We start from the raw sequence: 19,072 nt of genomic DNA on the forward strand, positions 1-19,072 counted from the left end.
GACATTGGCGGAAGCGAATTGGGATCTATTTAGACTTTTTTTCGCAGTCGCTCGGTCCGGGAGCGTAAACCGCGCTGCGCACGAGCTTGGAATGAGCCAGCCGACATTGAGTAGGCGTCTGCGGGAGTTAGAACGACATATTGGAGCGCCCCTGTTCTACCGTGCCTCCTCTGGAGTCAGCCTCACGCAGGAAGGCGAAAAGTTGCGGCGGTCGGCCGGCACTATGATGGTCGCCTTCGAATCGCTTCAGCATCGCCTGCGGTCACAAGTCGGCCAAAGAGCCTCCGTGGTAAGAATATCCGCAACTGAAGGTCTGACGAAGCATTGGCTGCTGCCTCGCGTCAAGCGCTTGAGGGAATTGAACAGCCGCGTGCAGCTCGAAATCGTCTCGACCCTCCATCAGCAAAACGTCGCAACGAGCGATCTCGATTTCGTCATCAGGATGGGCGATCCCGGTGAAGATGAACTGGTGGGGAAAAAGGTTGCTAACGTTTCATTCGGGATATTCGGGTCCGCAGAATACTTGGCAAAACATCCGGAGCCGCGCACGCTTGCCGAACTAAACGATCACCACATAATCGGACAGACCGCGGAATTTCCTGGGTTCAAAAATGACGGCGCTCGCCAAATGAAGATGTTTAGAAGCATCTTCGCGGCGCCGGAGGCAAGGAGCGTGATCCGGGTAGCACCTATGGCCAACCACTTCGCCGCTGCGGCGGAGGGGATCGGATTGGCGTTTCTCGCGGTGCCGTTTGCCCTGGCTGAGGGGCTCGTGCGGGTCCTACCGCAAGAATCGGCGAAGGTAAATGTCTGGTTGTTGCACCGAAGGGAGAGCGATCTCAGAAAACTGTCCAGGGAGGTCGGGCGGTTCCTCGAAAGTGAATTTTCGAAGTCAAAGGTTTGGTTCGCCGGTCAAACATAAATACATCATTCTAAGCACCACTTTCTGTCGTTTCGAAGGAAGCTCCGGCTCTTCAAAGGGTTGCCGGTTTCTCGTTGAAGCGCAGCGATGACCCCGCGATTTGCAGCAAGGACCACTGTAGCGTGCTCGGGAAATCAAGCACTTGGGGTCGTTCTCTTCGCGCGCTTCAATATGTGAGGGCGGTAAGGCCGACCATAAGAAAACGACCGCCGCGGGGGGCTCCCGCAGCGGCCAAGCCTGGAGGTCTCGGGCGTGTAGTCTCGCAGCCGGCGGGGAGGACCGCTGGCGCGGGAGGATTATACGCCCAAGTGTATATATGATATCAATAATCATTGTAGTCAAGAACCTGCGTGGCTTAAAAACAGCCTCTCGGGACATTGAAGCAAAGCACCCCCCTGTGGAGCTCTAAGAAAAGGAAAACACGGAGCAGGAAGTGGAATCAGACCAATTGATTCAGTGAATTCAACGACGACGCAAAGCTTCAATTCCTCAGATTGGCTTGCGCTGACCGTCCTTACCGAATATGATTACGTCGGTAATGTTTGTGGCGATGGTTGTGGAGTCAAAATCATCTCCCCACCCGGCGCTGGAGAAAACCGCCTGAAAGTAACCAAAGAAAAATCGGAAGAACATTATCGGGCGATATTGGAGTCGGCCTCGCGGCATTTTCGCGAGCGTGGTTTCGACGCACCGAGTGTTTCCGAAATCATGATCGATGCTGGATTGACGCATGGTGCCTTCTACGGCCATTTCCGTTCCAAGGCGGATCTCGCCGCCAGCGCCTGCCGCATCGCATTTGAAGATCGTTTGAGCGCGTGGACCAGTGATATTTCGCTCAGCTCTTATCTGGATCGCTACATCTCGGCCGCGCACCGAGACAACCGCGGAAAGGGGTGCCCGATGCCGGCCTTTGCCTCGGGGATCGATAACCAGGGCAAGGCAGTTCAGAGAGAATATGCGCGCGGCGTCGCCGACTATATTGAAAGAATTGCCGGTCGTCTCGTCGACGATGGCGTTTCCAGACTGCAGGCGAAAAAACACGCAATCGGCATAGTCGCTGCGATGGTCGGTGGCATCGTGATGGCTCGTGCAACGGTGTCGAACCATGAACTGTCGGCCGACGTCCTCGCAAGCGCGAGATCATCAATCGCGGCTCGGTTTTCTACGTGATCTCCTGCCTAGCTGTGGATGATCCGATAAGTTCACCAAGCTGAGGCATGCCACGGTCCGGTGATATTGCGGCGGACACCAAGTGGGTTGATCGGCATTACCAGCGTCGAGCTTTTCGATCGTCAACATCGGTTGATGAAGGCAGGCGCTGCGATCGCGATCTCCGGGCGGCGACCGAACCCGAACGCAACACTCTCTATCAACCAGTGCTCCGATGCATGGAGAAAAGCTTCACTGGACGATCCGCTCGCACCGGAGTCGATAAGTTCATCAATTCGGTTAAACCTTCAAGACGATTTTGCCAAACGGCCGATCCTCAATCAGATGGCGCAAGGCTTCCCCAGCCTCGCCGAGGGGATAGACCCGCTCCACGATGGGCTTGACGGATCCGCCCACGATCAGCGGTATGACCTCCCGCCACGCGGTAGCGACGGCAAGCGGCGACTGGGCAAATAGAGAGAAGCCGGCCATCCGCGCGCCTTTCCAGATCAGGTCTGTCACATCGATGGCGGTTTTACGTCCGGCGGAATAACCCAACGTGATCAGGACACCCCCGAGACCGATGCTGCTCAGGGCCTCGCCAGTCAAGGAGCCGCCGATACTCTCGATAACGATGTCGACGCCCGCGCCCGCCGTTATCCGGCGAACACCCTCGGCGAGGCCCTCTGTAGTGAGGTCAATAACGTTCTCGAAGCCAAGCTCCCGAGCCCTCGCTGCCTTCGCAGCGCTGCCGGCCGTCGAAATCACCTTGCCTGCGCCCTGTGCCCGCGCGAGCTGATAGGTCGCGTTGCCGACTGACCCGCCGATGCCCGGAGCCAGCACCGTCTTGCCGGGTGCGAACCCGGCGAGCGTCAGTGTGATTTGCGCCGTCAGATAGGCTACGGGAAGGCTGGCCGCGACCACATCGTCGATCGTCTCGGGCACCAACGCCAGATGTTCGGGTCTGACCAGCAGCCATTCCTGCCAAGCGCCATTCTCACGAACGCCATAGGGCCCTGTGAACATGACGCGGCTGCCCACCGGAAAGGTGGAGTCGCCGGGGTCTTCGATGACGCCGGCGCCCTCATTGCCGAGCACCAGCGGCGCTTTGGCCCGAGGGTGTCCGCCCGATAGGATCGTATGATCGAGCGGCGTGACGCCGGCGGCCGTGATGCGGACCAATACACCGTCCTTCGCCGGCTGCGGCTTGGGCAATTCAAACTGCCGCAGCCCGCCATAACCCGAGAAATTGACCGCCTCAACCACACCCATCGGTTTCTCCTAAAGTAACAGACACAGGTCTTCGTTTTGTCGACTCAGTTTGGGGAATCTTTCTCGGGACGAGAGACGGCGAAACTTCGTCGCTTGCGAGATCGCCTTGCGCGCTCCCAAATTCGCTTTCTCACGACCGATAATCAACTAGATCGATCCCCAGTAGCGGGAAACGCCATTTTTGCCACCTTCTAGGACACGAGGGTTAGTGCTCGTTATCTCGGCCTGATTTCCGCCTGTGCCGGGAGTGCAAGCTGGTCGGTGGCTCGCGACATTTGCCCTGGGATCCGATACCGCTGCGTTTGAGCTTATGCGCCATCACGACATTACGCTCGAACTTAACCTCATTCTGATCGCTCATCTTGGGATTCATATCATCGAGAATCTGGATCTGAAGCCCAACCGGGCTGATACTCGCGCCGGACGACTTTTTGTTGTGCGGCTTGCGAGTCTAGCTCGAACGCTGATCCAGAGATGCGAGTACATCTCGTTTAGCGTTCTCCAGAATCTCGTTCGAGAGCGCTGGCGCTGCCTGCGCGACAGACCGTGACAGGACCAGGGCACCCACCATTTCGCAATGCAAGCTGATTGCCTGATCGCGCAACGTCCTTCGCTCGCCTGCCGCAGCTATAGATCCACTTTCGGCGATCAGCCCAGCCAGGATCGTTATCTGATCGTCCAATCCGCCCGCGAAATGCAACTGTGCTCCGACGCCCAAGCGAGGAGCATCGCCAGCAAATCCAGCGACGGGGCAGCCGTGGGCGATGTCGTCGCGGTGGGTCTGCGACAGATAACGATTTATGTAGCGCCGAAGAGCGGTGGTCGATTCATCGACGGGTTCTCTTGCGCTCTCGGCGAGTTCGGCAATCCCCTCAACCATCGCCGAAGCAAGCACCTCGGCAACGAGGGCGGCCTTCGACTCAAAGTGGTTGTAGAAGCCACCTTGTGTAAAGCCGGCATGCTTCATCAGTTCGTTCAGCCCGACGGCCTCTACTCCGCGTTCTCTGAATAGCTGCGTTGCTGCGGCAACAATCGCGAGGCGGTTTTCCGCAGCCCGTTCTCTCGACACGCCCAACGCTTTCTCCTCGAATCGTCACCACTAACAGTCTCAAGTTCACATATCACGATTGTGAATACAATCGATAATCGGGGTTTACTCGCAAGATTTTGGCTGAGAGGGAGGAGGGCGTTCGTCCAGTTATTTCGTGGCGCAGCGCTTAACGTCCTTTCGAAACACAGTCACGCGAACGAAGGAGCAGACAAGGGGCTTGACAGTCGGAGCGGAACTTTCCAACAAAGACAATTGTGATCGACATCGTCATATAAGGTTGAGTCGGATTGCTCAACCGCTAGTCGACCCAGGAGTGGGTCGAAGGAGAACGAAATGGCGCAGGCAATCGAGGAAAAGGAGTCACCCGCCAAGGCCGTCGTTGTGGGTGTCGGTGCCGAGGACGGTCTTGGAGCGGCGTTGAGCCGTTGCTACGCCGCCAATGGCCGACACGTCCTGGTCGCCGGACGCACGCTCGAAAAGGTGGAGAAAGTTGCAGCCGCGATCCGGCACAGCGGTGGCCGCGCGGCCGCCTATGCCGTCGACACGACGCAGGAAAAGGATGTCATCCGGCTATTCGAGGCAGCAATGACCGAGGACAAGGATGGTGGTCCCGCCGACCTCGTCACTTATAACGTCGGCCTGAACCAGAAGATCGATTTTCGGAAAATGGAAGCCTCAACTTTCGAGGACTTCTGGCGGACAAACACTCTCGGTGGATTTCTGGTGGGCCGTGAGGCGGCACGCCGTTTTGTGCCGCTCGGTCGAGGCTCCATCTTCTTCACAGGAGCCTCGGGTTCGCTTCGCGGTATGCCGGGCTTTGCCCATTTCGGCGCGAGCAAGGCGGGTCTGCGCATAATCTCGCAGAGCATGGCACGCGAGTTCGGCCCGCAGGGGATTCATGTCGCGCACGTCATCGTCGACGGTGCGATCGAGGGCGATCGGGTTCGATCGCTGTTCCCGGGCATCTTCGAGCAGCTGGGGGAGAACGGCGCACTCAATACCAAGGCGATCGCTGAGACCTATTGGCAGCTACATCTCCAGCATCCGTCTGCCTGGACGCAAGAGCTAGACGTCCGCCCATTCAAAGAAAAGTTCTGACGTCCTGACACTAACCCCAACCCTAACGTGGAGAAAACGATGATGAAACTTGTTGGCCCTTGGCTCTCGGGATTTACCCGCCGGGCTGGTATCACGATGAAGCTGCTTGATATTCCTTTCGAGCACCTCAATCTCAACGCCTATGTCAACAAGGAAGAAGTTCGACGCTACAGCCCGATGGGCAAGGTACCGGCACTCGTACTGGGTAATGGCGAAAGCCTGATCGATAGCGCTGGCATCATCGAGGTGTTGCACGAGATGGCCGGGCCCGAGAAGGCGCTTATGCCACCGTCAGGCGCCCCGCGTCTCAAGGCGTTACAACTCCTCGGAATCGGACTCAACATCTACCCGAAGCTCACCGCCCTATATGACGAAAGCCTCCGCCCGAAAAGCCATCAACTGCAATCTGTGTTCGAGGGATTGGCCGAGCAGGCGATCATCGGGTTGAAACTGCCCGAGGCGCAGACTAAAGATGGCTGGCTCGTGGACAATAAGCTCAGTCAGGCCGATATCATGGCCGTGGTCTGCTATCAGGCGTCTGCGGGATTCGTTCTTCCCGATCACGTCAACGCGAAGAACTTTCCTCGTCTGGCGGCGCTCTGCGAGCGTGCGATGAAGATCGACGCCTTCGCATCTACTGTGCCGCACCTCTGAAACCGTGCGATCGTGTTCAAGAAGGATGCGGAAATCCACACCACGTGTCGGTGATCGCCACCGACAGTTGTTGGATCGACTGCCATTTCGGGAGACTAAATGGCGGGAATTGGCAAACCTGCTTGCCGCTCCTCATAGTGGGATTGTCACGCGTGGCCTTTACGAGCGCTTTTTATCGAGGCTGCTTTGCGCGTATCGGAGCCTAGCTTGACCGAACACAAGCGGAGTAACGGGTTACGAGCGATCCCCGGCGGGGGACCGCTTTCGGTCTGCAATACTGACCACTCATGAAGGAGGCGGGTATGACAAACGGAACCGTGAAGATTCTTCGGAAGGGACGGGATTGGCTCAAAACGTTGGTGGCAGCAATGGAGTATTCTTCCTTCGATTATACCATCGATCGGATCAGTGGGCTGGAACACGAGTTGAAACAGCTAAAGAATGAATTGAGGAAGATTCGCATGTCGGCCAGAATCGCCGACGGTGGGTTCGACCCAAGTGCGCCAGCCCGCGAAACCTGAACAATCGGTGAGGCAGTACTGATTCAGCAGAATCACACCGTCGCTTACTTGGCTCCCCCCATAATGATTTAGCGCCGCGTGGGATGACATTTCGCACAAAACGTAATCAGGAGCCGTCGAACAGCATTTGTAGGAAGAAACGAGAGGTTCTCGGCGCAGGAAAAATGATTCCGCACCACCGTCTACGATCCCGGATTTTGCAGCAGCACATGGCGCAGATACCAAGGTTCGGTCCAAATGCTGATTACCTTTTGGGTGCCGTCGAAGATATTTGAGAATTCCGAAATTGTGCTATCGAACTGAAACTCGTCGATGTGGTCTACTTTGTTTGGTGCGCTCTTGACGAAATCTGACGCCTTGTCGGTGCGATAGACACGGAAAAAGGCCGGGTCGGGACCGCCGAATATTTTCATTTCCCCGCCGGTTCTTAGCGGCGCCCCTGCTCGATAGCGAAGAAGCAGTCTCAACACACCTCCGGCATCGTCACGTATCCGCCAACGCTCGAACCCGGAACTGTCCGAGGTCTCCTTCGCGGTCATGCCTTGCTCCATATCGACAGTGGCAAACTGAGCGTTTTTATGGGGCCCGGGACGGCGTTGGCGTTCGCCGAAAATGACCCGATGACCCTGAAGGCGAATTCTCCGCTTTCGGAATGTTTTGCGAACACGAGCAGGATCGCGCCGCGGTCCTGCTCGCCCATTCGTGCGTCGCCATCTGCGTCGTAGTGTACCGTCAACAATCTGTTTCGGAACGCTATCATGAAATTTGCGCCTTCAGAAGGACCGGTAGGCATCGACGCGACCTGCCATGAGGAAGGAAGGAATTTTCCGGCCTGTTCTGGTGAGACGGCGAACGTCAGTTGGACGCGTCGCTCAACGTCATACTCAACAAGACGCTGATCTGCGGAATCAGAAGCCGATTGCATCATTGCGAGGATCCATCGTCTTAGCGGTAGGCCTTCGTCGGAAGGCAGTCACGTCAGGTTGGTGGCAATAAACTCTGATCGCCACGACCTGAGTTCATGCTGATCTTAGGATAGTTCGGACGACGGGGGTTTATCGGAACGCTGTCCCGACAATAAGGTTCGACCCTTACGGCAGACCGGTGAATGCATTTGCTTAGATCTTCAACCTGTCGGCAAAGATATGGTCGCCTTTGACTTCGCGTCGGAGCTAACAAAAAGCTCCCTTCCTCCGGTTGACCTAGCGGCAGTCTCCGAGATCACAGGAGAGGACACAGCGGCGAGGAAGGAGGCATCGTGTCCCCCAATCAACGATCGTGAATACAGTCGTCTGCGGCCATCTCAAACGTCATATACGCAACCTTTTAGGACATGTCTTGGGAGAACCTGCCGGTTTTTGGAGCAAACGGATCGGCACCCGGAACATTTTGGCAAATTTCTCAACGACGGTTCTGAACGACTTTGTGAGGGGTGACCGAGAGCCGTACCGGCACTGCATCTAATCCCGCGGTCGCTCGCGGGATGGCCGCCAGTATTTCGCGCGGCTCTGTGGGGCCAGCCCTCGGGCTGGACTAAGCGGGCATCCGCTTTAGCTGAACGATCGCATGCGGTTTGCGCTGATCGGGCTATATCGGCAAAAGGTGCTTCGCGAAACTAGTGGCTCTTTGACGTCTCAAAAGGTGGCAGATATGACGCGCTAGATATGTCCCGGATAGCTTAGTCTGGGTTCTAACAACAAGTACCGGAACGTTAAACTCGCGGCTGCGGCCAGAGCGAAAACGAACATCACTGAGGAGGCCGAAACAAAATGAACTCAAAAGCCATCAACATAAAAGTCGCGGTCCTGGACGACTATCCGAACCTGGCTATGCGAATGGCCGATTGGTCCGCCTTGAAAGACCGCGCGACAATTACGGTCTTTAACGATCACGTCGCCGGCGCGAACGCTGTTGTAGAGCGGCTGCATCCGTTTGATGTGGTCAGCATTATGCGGGAAAGGACGCCACTGTCGCGTGAAATTATTGCCCGCCTTCCGAATTTGAAACTGATTGCTTCAACCGGATCCCGCAACGCTGCCATAGATGTCTCTGCAGCCGCCGAGCGTGGGATAGCAATTGCTCATACTGGCTACAGGTCGGAACCGACCATCGAATTCACATGGGCATTGATTTTGGCGAGCGCTCGCAACCTAGTCGCAGAAAACAGCAATTTCCGATCGGGAGGTTGGCAACGATCGATTGGAGGAGATCTCAACGGAAGCACTCTCGGCGTTCTCGGGCTTGGCAATGTAGGCGCGCAGGTCGCAAAAATCGGAAACGCATTCGGCATGAATGTGATTGTCTGGAGTCAGAATATGACCCCTGAACGGGCGGCTGCGGCGGGTGCGACAAGCGTCTCTAAAGACGAATTATTCCGCCAGTCAGACATTCTAACCATACACGTTGTCCTCAGCGAACGGACTAGGGGAATAGTGGGCGAAGCGGAGCTCGCTTTGATGAAGCCAACGTCGCGCTTGATCAACACGTCTCGTGGACCGGTCGTAAACGAGCAGGCTCTGATAAAGGTACTACAAACGCGAAAGATCGTCGGCGCGGCTTTGGACGTCTTTGACGTCGAACCTCTGCCTGCAAATCATCCGTTTCGTTCTTTGGACAATGTGCTCGGCGTGCCACATATCGCGTATGGTACGGAGGGGCTGTATCGAACTTTCTACCAAGATACCGTCGATAACATATCCGCTTGGCTCAATGCGCAGTGATAGCACGTAGCGTGCCCGTGTAGTCGCGTGCCCCCAGCCGAATCCGTCTAATTGCCGGCTCGTTCCATTGGAAATCGCGCGCTTAGATAACCGTCGCCCCAAGTAGTCGGAGCATGCGGTGGACGGAATTGTCGTCCCGGCTGAGAGCTAGTGCCACCGAGAATATTTGGCGTCCGAAAAGGTGGCATAAATGACGTTCCAGGCGTGACATCGATAGTTTAGCCTCGGCGCGAACGACAAGCGATATGAGGCTGTTCTAGACGTTTATCAAAAGTAGCGATGCAGTTGGACGATCGGTTTCATCGGATGCTGATTTCGTGGCGAAGGGGCGACATGATTTTTAATCGTGGGTTCCGGTGGCATGAAATTATCAAATTCATCTCGAATTTCGAGTTGATGGCCTTCGTCACGGGTGAATTACTTCGACCGTTTTACTCTACGGCTGGACGCTGTTTCGCTTTGCATGCCCTGATATTTGCCCAAGCAGAACGATCGAGGTGGCGAGAATGTTTGTTCGCTTGGCCGCATTATCGCTGAGAGGAATTCGTTTCACGCTGGAAGCTGGCAGCAATTAGCTGGCGACCTCGGGGAAAGACCTTTCTTGCTGTCGGCCTCGGGTAGTGCCGAAGCGAAGGTCGAGAGATCGGTCTGGCATTTGAGATGGAGATGATCACCGGGGACCAAACGATTTCAATGCCGGGCTCGATCGTGGGTTCCGCTTTCTTCATCTTCGTGCCGAACATCGCGGAGGGAATCTCCAAGGGACTCTCCAAGGGACTCTCCGGCGCCGTGTTCGGCGTCCCGCCGTTCCTTGTCGTCTTCGTGGTGCGGCACGGTGCAAGGCAATTCGCGGACTATTTGGAGTCCATTTACGACAAGAGTCGGAAAATCCAGAGGAAACAAAATGTCTTCGACAAAGCTTAAGCGCGCAATACCGATCGCAATCGTCGCAATGGCTATCGCCAACGGTAGCGCCGTTGCCCAGAAAAAATACGATACCGGTGCAACAGACACCGAGATAAGGATCGGCAACATCATGCCGTACAGCGGTCCGGCATCCTCATACGGCGTGGTAGGTAGGACCGAAGAGGCCTATTTCAAGAAAATCAATGCCGAGGGCCGCATCAACGGTCGCAAGATTAACTTCATTACGTTTGACGACGCTTACAGCCCTCCAAAGACGGTGGAGCAAGCCCGCAAGCTCGTCGAAAGCGATGAGGTTCTGTTGATCTTCAGTTCGCTGGGAACACCGAGCAATTCCGCGATTCACAAATACATGAACGCGAAGAAGGTGCCGCAGCTGTTCGTCGCCACTGGCGCGTCAAAGTGGGGCGACCCGAAGGAATTCCCTTGGACCATGGGCTGGCAGCCTAGTTATCAGAGCGAAGCGCGAATCTACGCCAAGTTTCTGATGAAGGAAAAGCCTGACGCCAAGATCGCGGTGCTTTATCAGAATGATGATTTCGGGAAAGATATTCTGAGGGGCCTCAAGGACGGTCTCGGCCCAAAGGCAGCTTCAATGATTGTCGCCGAGGACGGTTACGAGGTATCCGAGCCAACCATCGACAGTCATATCGTCAAGCTGAAGGCCGCCGGTGCCGATGTTTTCATTAATTTTTCAACGCCGAAAGTCGCGGCACAGGCGATCAAGAAAATTGCGGAGCTAGGCTGGAAACCGCTGCACATCGTCGCCAACGTCAGCGCTTCCGTAGGCAGCGTCATCAAGCCGGCAGGTTTCGATAACGCACAGGACATCATCTCGGCGCAATACACCAAAGACGGCGTTGATCCGCTCTGGAAAGACGATCCCGAGGTAAAGAAGTTTGTTGCATTCATGGATAAGTGGTTCCCTGAAGGTAACAAGGCCGACTACTTGGCGTTGGCCGGATACGCCCTTGCGCAAACTATGGTCCATGTGCTGCAGCAGTGCGGTGACGATCTCACCCGCGCTAACGTGATGAAACAAGCGGCGAACTTGAAGGATTTCCAGCCGGCAGGCCTGTTGCCCGGCATCAAGATCAACACCAGCGCCACCGATTTCTATCCCATCGAGCAGCTCCAGATGATGCGTTTCAAGGGAGAAAACTGGGAGTTGTTCGGTCCCGTTATCAACGGTGAGATCGGAGGCTAGTTGCGAGCAGGATGTCGATTCGGCTCCGATCTCGAAACCTTACCGAAGCTTCAGGGGGTCCAGACGACGAGCTGAGTGAACATGACCCCGAAAGCGCGGCTTGACGCGTGTTCGCAGAAGGAACTGCAATCGGTAAGACCGGTAAGAGGTGCAATTGCCTCCGGTAGGTTGGCGCTGATCGACTAACTCTGTGACGACGGACTAGGTGAGCGCCATTTCGCTTGGCTTCCCGCAGGACTTGTTAGCGGCTCCAGGGACCTTGCTAGAACGCGTTGCGATCGTCGGCCTCGGTACCGAGGCCGACGCCTGTAACAATCACAATTCGCTTTCTTGGTCATGGATGCGTTGCCACGGCTTATGTCTTTGCAGAACAATTCGTGACGGCAACTAATCTCACCGCGGCCAACATTCGGTTGCATTATTCCCCGGCATAGATGACTATCGTCATATAACGCACTGCATCAGTCGAACAGGAGCCGTCATGTCCGCTTCCGACCCGATCGTCATTGTCTCCGCCGCCCGCACGCCGCTCGGCCGGTTCATGGGCGATCTCTCGCCGTTTTCCGCGCACAAGCTCGGTTCTCATGTGATCGGCGCGGCGCTGGAGCGGGCAAAGCTCGCGCCGGAACGGATCGACGAGGTGTTCATGGGCTGCGTGCTGCCGGCAGGACAAGGTCAGGCCCCGGCCCGACAGGCCGCGCGTGGTGCCAAATTGCCGGATGCCACCGGCGCCACCACCATCAACAAGGTCTGCGGCTCCGGCATGAAGGCCACCATGCTGGCGCACGACATTATCAATGCCGGCTCGGCGGAGATCGTCGTCTCCGGCGGGATGGAGAGCATGAGCAACGCGCCCTATCTGTTGGCGAAAGCGCGCTCGGGCTATCGCGCCGGCCATGACCGGATCATCGACCACATGATGATGGACGGATTGGAAGACGCATATGAGCCTGGCCGTTCGATGGGCGATTTCGGCGAAGCCACCGCCGAAGCTTATCAGTTCACCCGCGCCGACCAGGACGCCTACGCCATGGAGACGCTGACCCGCGCCCGCAAGGCGGTTGAGGGTGGCGCGTTTAAGGCCGAGATCGTGCCGATCACGGTGACCGAAAAGGCCGGGCCGCGGACCATCGGCAATGACGAGATTCCCCTCAAAGTCGATCCGGCCAAGATTCCGGGGCTGAAGCCGGCATTCCGCGCCAACGGCACCATCACGCCGGCAGCTTCCTCGGCCAATGCCGACGGCGCCGCGGCGCTGATCCTGACAAAGCGATCGCTCGCCGATCGCGACGGGTTGCCTACGCGTGCCATCATTAAGGGCCACGCCACCCACAGCCAGGAACCACAATGGTTCACCACCGCGCCGATCCCGGCGATCCGAAAGCTGCTTGACAAGGTCGGCTGGAGCGTCGGCGATGTCGATCTCTTCGAGATCAACGAGGCCTTTGCCGTCGTGGCGATGGCGGCGCAACGCGACCTCGGCATCGATAGAGACAAACTCAACATCAATGGCGGCGCCTGCGCGCTCGGCCACCCCATCGGCGCCACTGGCGCGCGATTGATTGTGACCCTGTTACATGCGTTGGAGGCCCAAAACCTCAGGCGTGGCGTTGCGGCACTCTGCATTGGCGGCGGCGAAGCGACCGCCGTTGCCGTCGAGCGTATCATTCATTGATCTTCTTACGCGCTGCAAATCTGGCCCCTCATTGTGGGGTCTGTGTGCGCCTTTGGCTGTCTACCTACTTGCGGCCAGATCGCAATCTGCGCCCCGCGGCTTGCTACCTGCGAGTCTTTCGGCCGCGGTGTCCGGACACGGCCGTCCTGGTTTTGATCGGGCAAATTCGTCGTTGAAACGTGCACCCTGCTGGCCAGATGCCCTTCGTCGCCGGCTCTCTAGGCTGGATTCACCTGGTGTTCCCGGGAGATGCGCTTCGCTACGGTCGGCGGTGTCTGGCATCGAGGCCCAGCGCAGCGCAAATCACCAAATTATGATGGGTGCGGATGAGGGCCATAATTACATGACGGTCGTCATCTTTATAGTTCAACAAAAGCGCGGTCTATTCCGTCACCGAATATGCTCGCTGAGGGAACGCTCCTTGATGCCTTCAAATCTTCTGCCACGGGCGTTTCAGCGGATGGGCATCCACTACGGATGGGCTGTCGTGGCCGTCATATTCCTGACCATGCTGTCGACGTCGGCCGCTATGGGAATGGTCGGCGTCCTGATGCTTCCGTTGAAGACCGAATTCGGCTGGGATCTTGGAGCGATCTCCGGAGCACTCGCGCTACGCGTCCTTCTGTACGGGATGGTGGCGCCGTTCGCCGCCGCCGTTATGCTCCGCTACGGAGTACGAACCATCGTCGGCACAGCATTGGCACTTATCATCATTGGACTGGCTCTGGCGACGCAGATCACTTCGGTCTGGCAGCTTTGGTTGACCTGGGGCATAATGATCGGGCTTTCGACGGGCGCGACCGCGAACGTGCTCGGCGCCACCATCGCCACGCGCTGGTTCACCAAGCGGCGAGGGCTCGTCATCGGGGTGCTCGGCGCCAGCAATGCGACGGGACAACTGCTTTTTCTGCCGACTGCGGCGTACCTCTCCGAAGACTTCGGCTGGCGCTACGCGATGATGCCAGCGGCAACGCTCTGCCTGATCTGCCTTGTCCTGGTGCTCATTGTCGTGCGCGACCACCCTGGCGACGTCGATCTTCCGTCGTACGGCGAAGCGACCGTCGTTCCGGCGCCGTCGCGTTTCTCCGGCGGCAACGCGCTGCAGCTCAGCTTTGCGGCATTGTCGCTTGCTGCTGGGAACAGGACGTTTTGGATCCTTGCGAGCACCTTCTTCATCTGCGGCTTGTCTACCAGCGGCTTGGTGCAGAACCATTTCATCCCGCTGTGCCACGACTTCGGAATTGGGACGATCGCCGCGTCCGGCGTGCTTGCGACCATGGGCGCGTTCGACTTCGTGGGAACGATCCTTTCGGGCTGGCTTTCCGACCGTTACGACAACCGGTGGCTTCTGTTTTGGTACTACGGCCTCCGCGGTCTCAGCCTCTTGATGCTGCCGTACACCGACTTCTCGCTCTACGGTCTCAGCATCTTCGCCATCTTCTACGGGCTGGATTGGATCGCAACGGTGCCCCCCACGGTCAAGCTGACGGGTCAGACGTTTGGGCGGGAAAAGACTCCGCTGGTCTTTGGCTGGATCTTCGTGGCCCATCAGATGGGGTCGGCGACCGCCGCCTTCGGGGCCGGTCTATCGCGGGACGCGCTGCTCAGCTATCTCCCGGCTTTCTTCGCGGCAGGTGTCGCGTGCATCATCGCGTCGGGGGCGGTGCTGACGATTCGCAAGCGGACGTCCGAAGCCGTCCTCGCGGCCCCTGCGGAATAGCCGGACATCTTGCGGCGGCGCGTTCGAACTCATATAGGTCCACGGCGATCGACTTTACACAGTGGGGTTCCGCGAAACAATCCTCAGTTCTCGTGGATGAACTGGGCGTAGGATGTCCTTTTCATCTACAGCTTACGAAGTCTCTCCGAGGCTAATAGAGTAAGCGGATGGGTTGTACAAATTCGAAGGTGGCATTGAGTAGGGATTGCCGTGGACACGAACTTTTTGACGGCGCAAGCATCCCTACCTGATCGGTTCGCGACTCAGATCCCGTTTTCGCGAGCGGGGCTCCAATTCCGACTCAAATCTTAGAACTCTGCATCATTTTTGGGTAAGAAAAGGCATGAGTGCAAAGATGGTACCTTCTGGATTCTCTTCACATAGAAAGTGACCGGCGGCTACCTCCGAGCCGCTTACATCCGTAGCCCAGGCCTTCCAGGTTTCAAGCGGAGTTGCCGCAGCGGAAGCGATGCCTCGACTTCCCCACGCCACGAACAGCGGGCAAACAATTTTCCTTCCGGCCTCACGATCGGCCTTGTCATGTTCGAAGTCAGCGTAGGCGCCCGCGCGGTAGTCTTCACAGATCGCATGAACACGGGCCGGGTCTCGCAGTGCACCGAGATACTGATGCACTGCGCGGGGATCGAAACCCTTCGCGAAGGCAGGTCCAAAGAAATCGTCCGAATTCTTGGAAATCAAATTTTCTGGAACGGGGTAAGGCTGGGCGAGAAATGTCCAGTGGAAAATGCGCAGCGCCGACTGCCGGTCTAGTTTTGCCCAATAGTCAAAGGTCGGAAGTATGTCGAGCACTGCCAGCCTTGAAAGTCGCTCCGGTTCGTCCAGCGCAAGACGATATCCGACGCGCCCGCCCCGGTCATGGCCTAACAATGCGAATCGGCTGTAGCCGAGCTTCTCCATAATCTCGACCATGACTCGGCCCATCGCGCGCTTTGTGTAGGGCGTGTGTTCCGCATCGGTCGCCGGCATATCCGAAGATCCGTAGCCGGGCAGGTCGGGAATAATCAACGTGAATTTGTCGGCAAGTGCGGCTGCCATCCGGTGCCACATGACGTGCGTCTGCGGGTAGCCGTGTAGCAGCAGGAGCGGCGGGCCGTTCCCACCGGCGCGTACGAAGATACTTCCCGCGTTGGTGTCGATCGAATGAGATTCAAAGCCAGGAAACAGATCGGTGTGTTGAGTCATACTTGATTCCAGTGAGGTCGCCCGTGTTGTGAAGGATTAGCCGCGCTGCTCGGGTGACCTCATCAGCAGGCGAAGAACATTTATACGGTCGACTGGAGACCGGTGCAGACTTTGCGGTTACAAGCCTTTCGCACGGGCTTTCTGTTCCAATTCGGCGGTTACCCCGTTCAGCCATAGCGTCAGCGCCTTGATTTTTGTACTTCCGGCATCGCCTTTCCTGTAGACGAGGTGAAAGTCAGGCCGCTCGACCGGCAATGAAGGGCGAAACAGAATCTTGAGCCGGCCCGACGACACAAGCGAGGTGATCAGAGGAAACGGCGCCAGCAGGACGCCGCTGCCGGCCTCCGCCATTTGGATGGCAGCCAGCAGACTGTCGCTCGACAGCCGCAATTCGCCGACCTTGACGCGACGATCGGCACTGGCGAACCACCGGCCCCACAACCCGGGAATATTGTTGAGTTCGATGAGCGGCATTCGCGCCAGATCCCTTGCCGTCTTGATGGTTCCGAACTTCGCGCAAAGATCCGGATGGGCGAGCGGACCAAGTCTAGACCGGAACAGCCGATGAGCGCGCAATCCCCGGAATGGCGGACTGCCGACCTCAATCGCGGCATCAATGCTCTCTGCCTCGAAATCGACGCTGGTGTTGCGGGCCTCCAGGCGAAGGTCCAGGGAGGCGTTTCTCGATTTGAACTCCTCGGCATAGGGAATGGCAGCGAACATGGCGAAGCTGGGTGAGGCGCTGACCCGCAATACGCTGTGATTCTCTCGCTTTGAAAACGTCTCGCCGGCCCTGGTCAGCTCCGTGAAAATCTTCACGATCGCCGCACCATAGAATGCACCGTCCTTGGTCAGGGCTAGGCTGTTGCCCTGACGAACAAAAAGCGTAGTGCGGAAGTGGGTCTCCAGAGAACTGATCTGGTGGCTGATCGCCGACTGTGTGAGGCGAAGTTCCTCCGCGGCAGCCTTGAAGCTTCCGAGCCTGACAGCGGCCTCGAATGGACGAAGCGTGGACAATGGTGGCAGGGGCGATCGCGACCGTTGCATGTGAATCCTGTTCATGTCGATGCAAGGAAAATCATTTGCGTCAATCCGGTCTGCCTCCCATGCTGGCATCAATAGGTGATGACCGCAATCCCATGCCCGCGAAGCGCATGTGAGGATAAAGCAGAACAACAGCATTTCAGCCGTGCGGGAGGCACGAACAAAGTCAAAAACCCTTGGTCGAGTTTGGCCAGCGACAGTCGGCCAGCACGCGGCAGGATGGTATCGATTCAATCAAAAAAAGGGAGGGAAATCACCATGAACGTACCGCAACGATTTTCAAGCGCAACGCCGGCCGCCGAATCTGGAGCGGCGGACAAGATGTATACCGGTCTTCCCAGGCCGCCGATGTTCTCGAGCGTGGCCGAGGAGCGGTTGCATCGAAAACAGCGGCTCGCAGCAAGCTTCCGACTGTTTTCCAAATTCGGGTTCGACGAGGGCGTCGTCGGTCATATCACCGCGCGCGATCCGGAATTCAGCGACACGTTCTGGGTCAATCCCTTCGGATTGCACTTCAGTCTGATCAAGACTTCGGACCTGATCAGGGTCGGCCATGACGGACAGGTGATCGAGGGCGGAAAGCCAGTGAATGCCGCGGCCTTCGCGATCCACTCTCGCATCCATGCCGCGCGGCCGGACTCGGTCGGGGCGGCGCATGCGCATTCGACCTATGGGCGCGCCTTTGCAGCACTGGGGCGCAAACTCGATCCGATCTCCCAGGACGTCTGCGCCTTCTATAGCGATCACGCGCTCTACGACGACTATGGTGGGGTCGCGGTCGAGGTCGACGAGGGACAGCAGATCGCCAAGGCGCTGGGCCCGTGCAAGGCCGCGATCCTGCAAAGCCACGGCCTGCTGACGGTCGGCCAGACCGTCGATGAGGCCGCCTGGTGGTTCATCACCATGGAGCGCTCATGCCAGGTCCAGCTTCTTGCCGAAGCGGCCGCGGCCAGAACCGGTCAGTCGCTCAAGATTATCTCTGAGAAGTCGGCCCAGCAGGCGTATCAGGTGGTCGGCTCCGCCTTCAGCGGCTGGTTCCAGTTTCAATCGCTCTACGCACGCATCCTGAAAGAACAGCCGGATTTCCTGAACTGAATTCTGGATATCGGCGGGGAGAAACCACCATGAACCAGCACGCGATGCAGTCGATGAGGTCGCTGTCGCCCGAAGAAAAAGAGACCCGCGAGAATCTCGCGGCGTTCTACCGGCTCTGCCACATGTTCGGGTGGACGGAGCTGATCTACAATCACATCACCGCCCGGGTGCCGGGACCCGAGCGGCATTTCCTGATCAACCGGTTCGGCCTGCTGTATAGTGAGATAACGGCTTCCAACCTGGTCAAGATCGACGTCGACGGTCGGGTCGTCGATGGCAGCGACGCGCCGGTCAACGCGCCGGGTTTTACTATCCACTCGGCGATTCACATCGCTCGCGACAATGCACATTACATCGTGCATACCCACACCACGGAAGGGGTAACCGTTGCCTGTTCGGAACATGGATTGTCGCCACATAATTTTTACGGCGCGCAGCTCCATGGTCAAGTGGCGTATCACGATTTCGAGGGTATCTCGATCGACCTCGGCGAACGCGAGCGGCTGGTGAAATCGCTGGGCGACAGCAATTACATGATCCTCCGCCATCATGGCCTGCTGACCTGCGGCGAAAGCGCCGCGGCGGCATTCTTCCGGATGTATCAGATGCAACGCGCGTGCGAGGTCCAGGTCAACACCATGAAAATGGGCCGGGAGTTGCGGCCGCTCGACGAGGCGGTGCTGACGCGAACCGTTCGGCAGTCGCAAACTGCCGTGGCAAAGGGTTTCGACAAGCACCGCGGCTTCGGTCAGGACACTTATGCGGCGCTGATCAGGCAGCTCGATGCGCAAGGTCTGAATTTTCGCTCCTGACACCA

Annotated in this window: 17 protein-coding genes and 1 pseudogene; 12 read left to right on the forward strand and 6 right to left on the reverse strand. The window is 57.6% G+C overall.

From position 1 onward, the window contains the following. Positions 1-4: 4 nt before the first annotated feature. Positions 5-922 (forward strand): LysR family transcriptional regulator, encoded by a 918-nt coding sequence (locus tag V1289_RS27940; RefSeq protein WP_334400620.1) that lies wholly within the window; start codon positions 5-7, stop codon positions 920-922. A 456-nt stretch (positions 923-1,378) separates the two neighbouring features. Next, positions 1,379-2,092 carry a TetR/AcrR family transcriptional regulator gene (locus V1289_RS27945; protein WP_334400622.1) on the forward strand — a complete coding sequence of 238 codons (714 nt, stop codon included), beginning with the start codon at positions 1,379-1,381 and terminating at the stop codon, positions 2,090-2,092. Between the two features lie 279 nt (positions 2,093-2,371). Here the strand turns inward: V1289_RS27945 and V1289_RS27950 are convergent, their stop codons facing one another. Next, positions 2,372-3,343 (reverse strand): quinone oxidoreductase family protein, encoded by a 972-nt coding sequence (locus V1289_RS27950; RefSeq protein WP_334400624.1) that lies wholly within the window; start codon positions 3,341-3,343, stop codon positions 2,372-2,374. Positions 3,344-3,794: 451 nt separating this feature from the next. Next, positions 3,795-4,412, reverse strand: coding sequence for a TetR/AcrR family transcriptional regulator (locus tag V1289_RS27955; protein ID WP_334407719.1), 618 nt, complete (start codon positions 4,410-4,412; stop codon positions 3,795-3,797). Between the two features lie 315 nt (positions 4,413-4,727). On the opposite strand from V1289_RS27955, the gene V1289_RS27960 reads away from it, so the two are divergent. The 3 genes from V1289_RS27960 (at position 4,728) to V1289_RS27970 (ending at position 6,667) form a co-directional block, all read left to right on the forward strand. Beyond that, on the forward strand, positions 4,728-5,492 hold the full coding sequence (locus V1289_RS27960) for an SDR family NAD(P)-dependent oxidoreductase (RefSeq protein WP_334400625.1): 765 nt from the start codon (positions 4,728-4,730) through the stop codon (positions 5,490-5,492). A 39-nt stretch (positions 5,493-5,531) separates the two neighbouring features. Continuing rightward, a complete protein-coding gene (locus tag V1289_RS27965) occupies positions 5,532-6,146 on the forward strand; it encodes a glutathione S-transferase family protein (protein ID WP_334400627.1) in 615 nt (204 codons plus the stop codon). Positions 6,147-6,448: 302 nt separating this feature from the next. After that, entirely contained in the window at positions 6,449-6,667 is a 219-nt protein-coding gene (locus V1289_RS27970) for a hypothetical protein (RefSeq protein ID WP_334400629.1), read from the forward strand. Between the two features lie 182 nt (positions 6,668-6,849). Here the strand turns inward: V1289_RS27970 and V1289_RS27975 are convergent, their stop codons facing one another. After that, on the reverse strand, positions 6,850-7,206 hold the full coding sequence (locus V1289_RS27975; protein ID WP_334400631.1) for a hypothetical protein: 357 nt from the start codon (positions 7,204-7,206) through the stop codon (positions 6,850-6,852). Further along, positions 7,203-7,595, reverse strand: coding sequence for a hypothetical protein (locus V1289_RS27980; protein WP_334400633.1), 393 nt, complete (start codon positions 7,593-7,595; stop codon positions 7,203-7,205). Before V1289_RS27980 ends, V1289_RS27975 begins: the two co-directional genes overlap by 4 nt. Positions 7,596-8,436: 841 nt before the next feature. Here V1289_RS27980 and V1289_RS27985 point away from each other — a divergent pair. From V1289_RS27985 to V1289_RS28005, 5 genes and pseudogenes are all read left to right on the forward strand, one after another. Continuing rightward, a complete protein-coding gene (locus V1289_RS27985; protein ID WP_334400635.1) occupies positions 8,437-9,387 on the forward strand; it encodes a D-2-hydroxyacid dehydrogenase family protein in 951 nt (316 codons plus the stop codon). Positions 9,388-10,080: 693 nt separating this feature from the next. Then, positions 10,081-10,311 (forward strand): annotated as a pseudogene (locus V1289_RS27990) (hypothetical protein); the annotation flags it as partial. 28 nt (positions 10,312-10,339) lie between these two features. Then, positions 10,340-11,518: an ABC transporter substrate-binding protein gene (locus V1289_RS27995; RefSeq protein ID WP_442896201.1), complete on the forward strand. Its 1,179-nt coding sequence runs from the start codon at positions 10,340-10,342 to the stop codon at positions 11,516-11,518. A 481-nt stretch (positions 11,519-11,999) separates the two neighbouring features. After that, entirely contained in the window at positions 12,000-13,193 is a 1,194-nt protein-coding gene (locus tag V1289_RS28000) for an acetyl-CoA C-acyltransferase (protein WP_334400639.1), read from the forward strand. Positions 13,194-13,617: 424 nt separating this feature from the next. Then, positions 13,618-14,913, forward strand: coding sequence for an MFS transporter (locus V1289_RS28005; protein ID WP_334400641.1), 1,296 nt, complete (start codon positions 13,618-13,620; stop codon positions 14,911-14,913). Positions 14,914-15,234: 321 nt separating this feature from the next. Here V1289_RS28005 and V1289_RS28010 read toward each other — a convergent pair whose 3' ends face one another. Both V1289_RS28010 and V1289_RS28015 read right to left on the reverse strand, forming a co-directional pair. Further along, positions 15,235-16,116, reverse strand: a complete 882-nt coding sequence (locus V1289_RS28010) for an alpha/beta fold hydrolase (protein ID WP_334400643.1) — start codon at positions 16,114-16,116, stop codon at positions 15,235-15,237. Between the two features lie 117 nt (positions 16,117-16,233). Next, on the reverse strand, positions 16,234-17,133 hold the full coding sequence (locus V1289_RS28015) for a LysR substrate-binding domain-containing protein (RefSeq protein WP_334400645.1): 900 nt from the start codon (positions 17,131-17,133) through the stop codon (positions 16,234-16,236). Positions 17,134-17,418: 285 nt separating this feature from the next. Between V1289_RS28015 and V1289_RS28020 the strand changes: the two genes are divergently transcribed. Together V1289_RS28020 and V1289_RS28025 are read left to right on the forward strand one after the other, a co-directional pair. Further along, on the forward strand, positions 17,419-18,255 hold the full coding sequence (locus V1289_RS28020; RefSeq protein ID WP_334400647.1) for a class II aldolase/adducin family protein: 837 nt from the start codon (positions 17,419-17,421) through the stop codon (positions 18,253-18,255). A gap of 29 nt (positions 18,256-18,284) precedes the next feature. Beyond that, positions 18,285-19,067, forward strand: a complete 783-nt coding sequence (locus V1289_RS28025) for a class II aldolase/adducin family protein (protein WP_334400649.1) — start codon at positions 18,285-18,287, stop codon at positions 19,065-19,067. The last annotated feature ends 5 nt before the right edge of the window (positions 19,068-19,072 follow it).

The organism is Bradyrhizobium sp. AZCC 2289, assembly GCF_036924615.1.
Classification (GTDB): Bacteria; Pseudomonadota; Alphaproteobacteria; order Rhizobiales; family Xanthobacteraceae; genus Bradyrhizobium.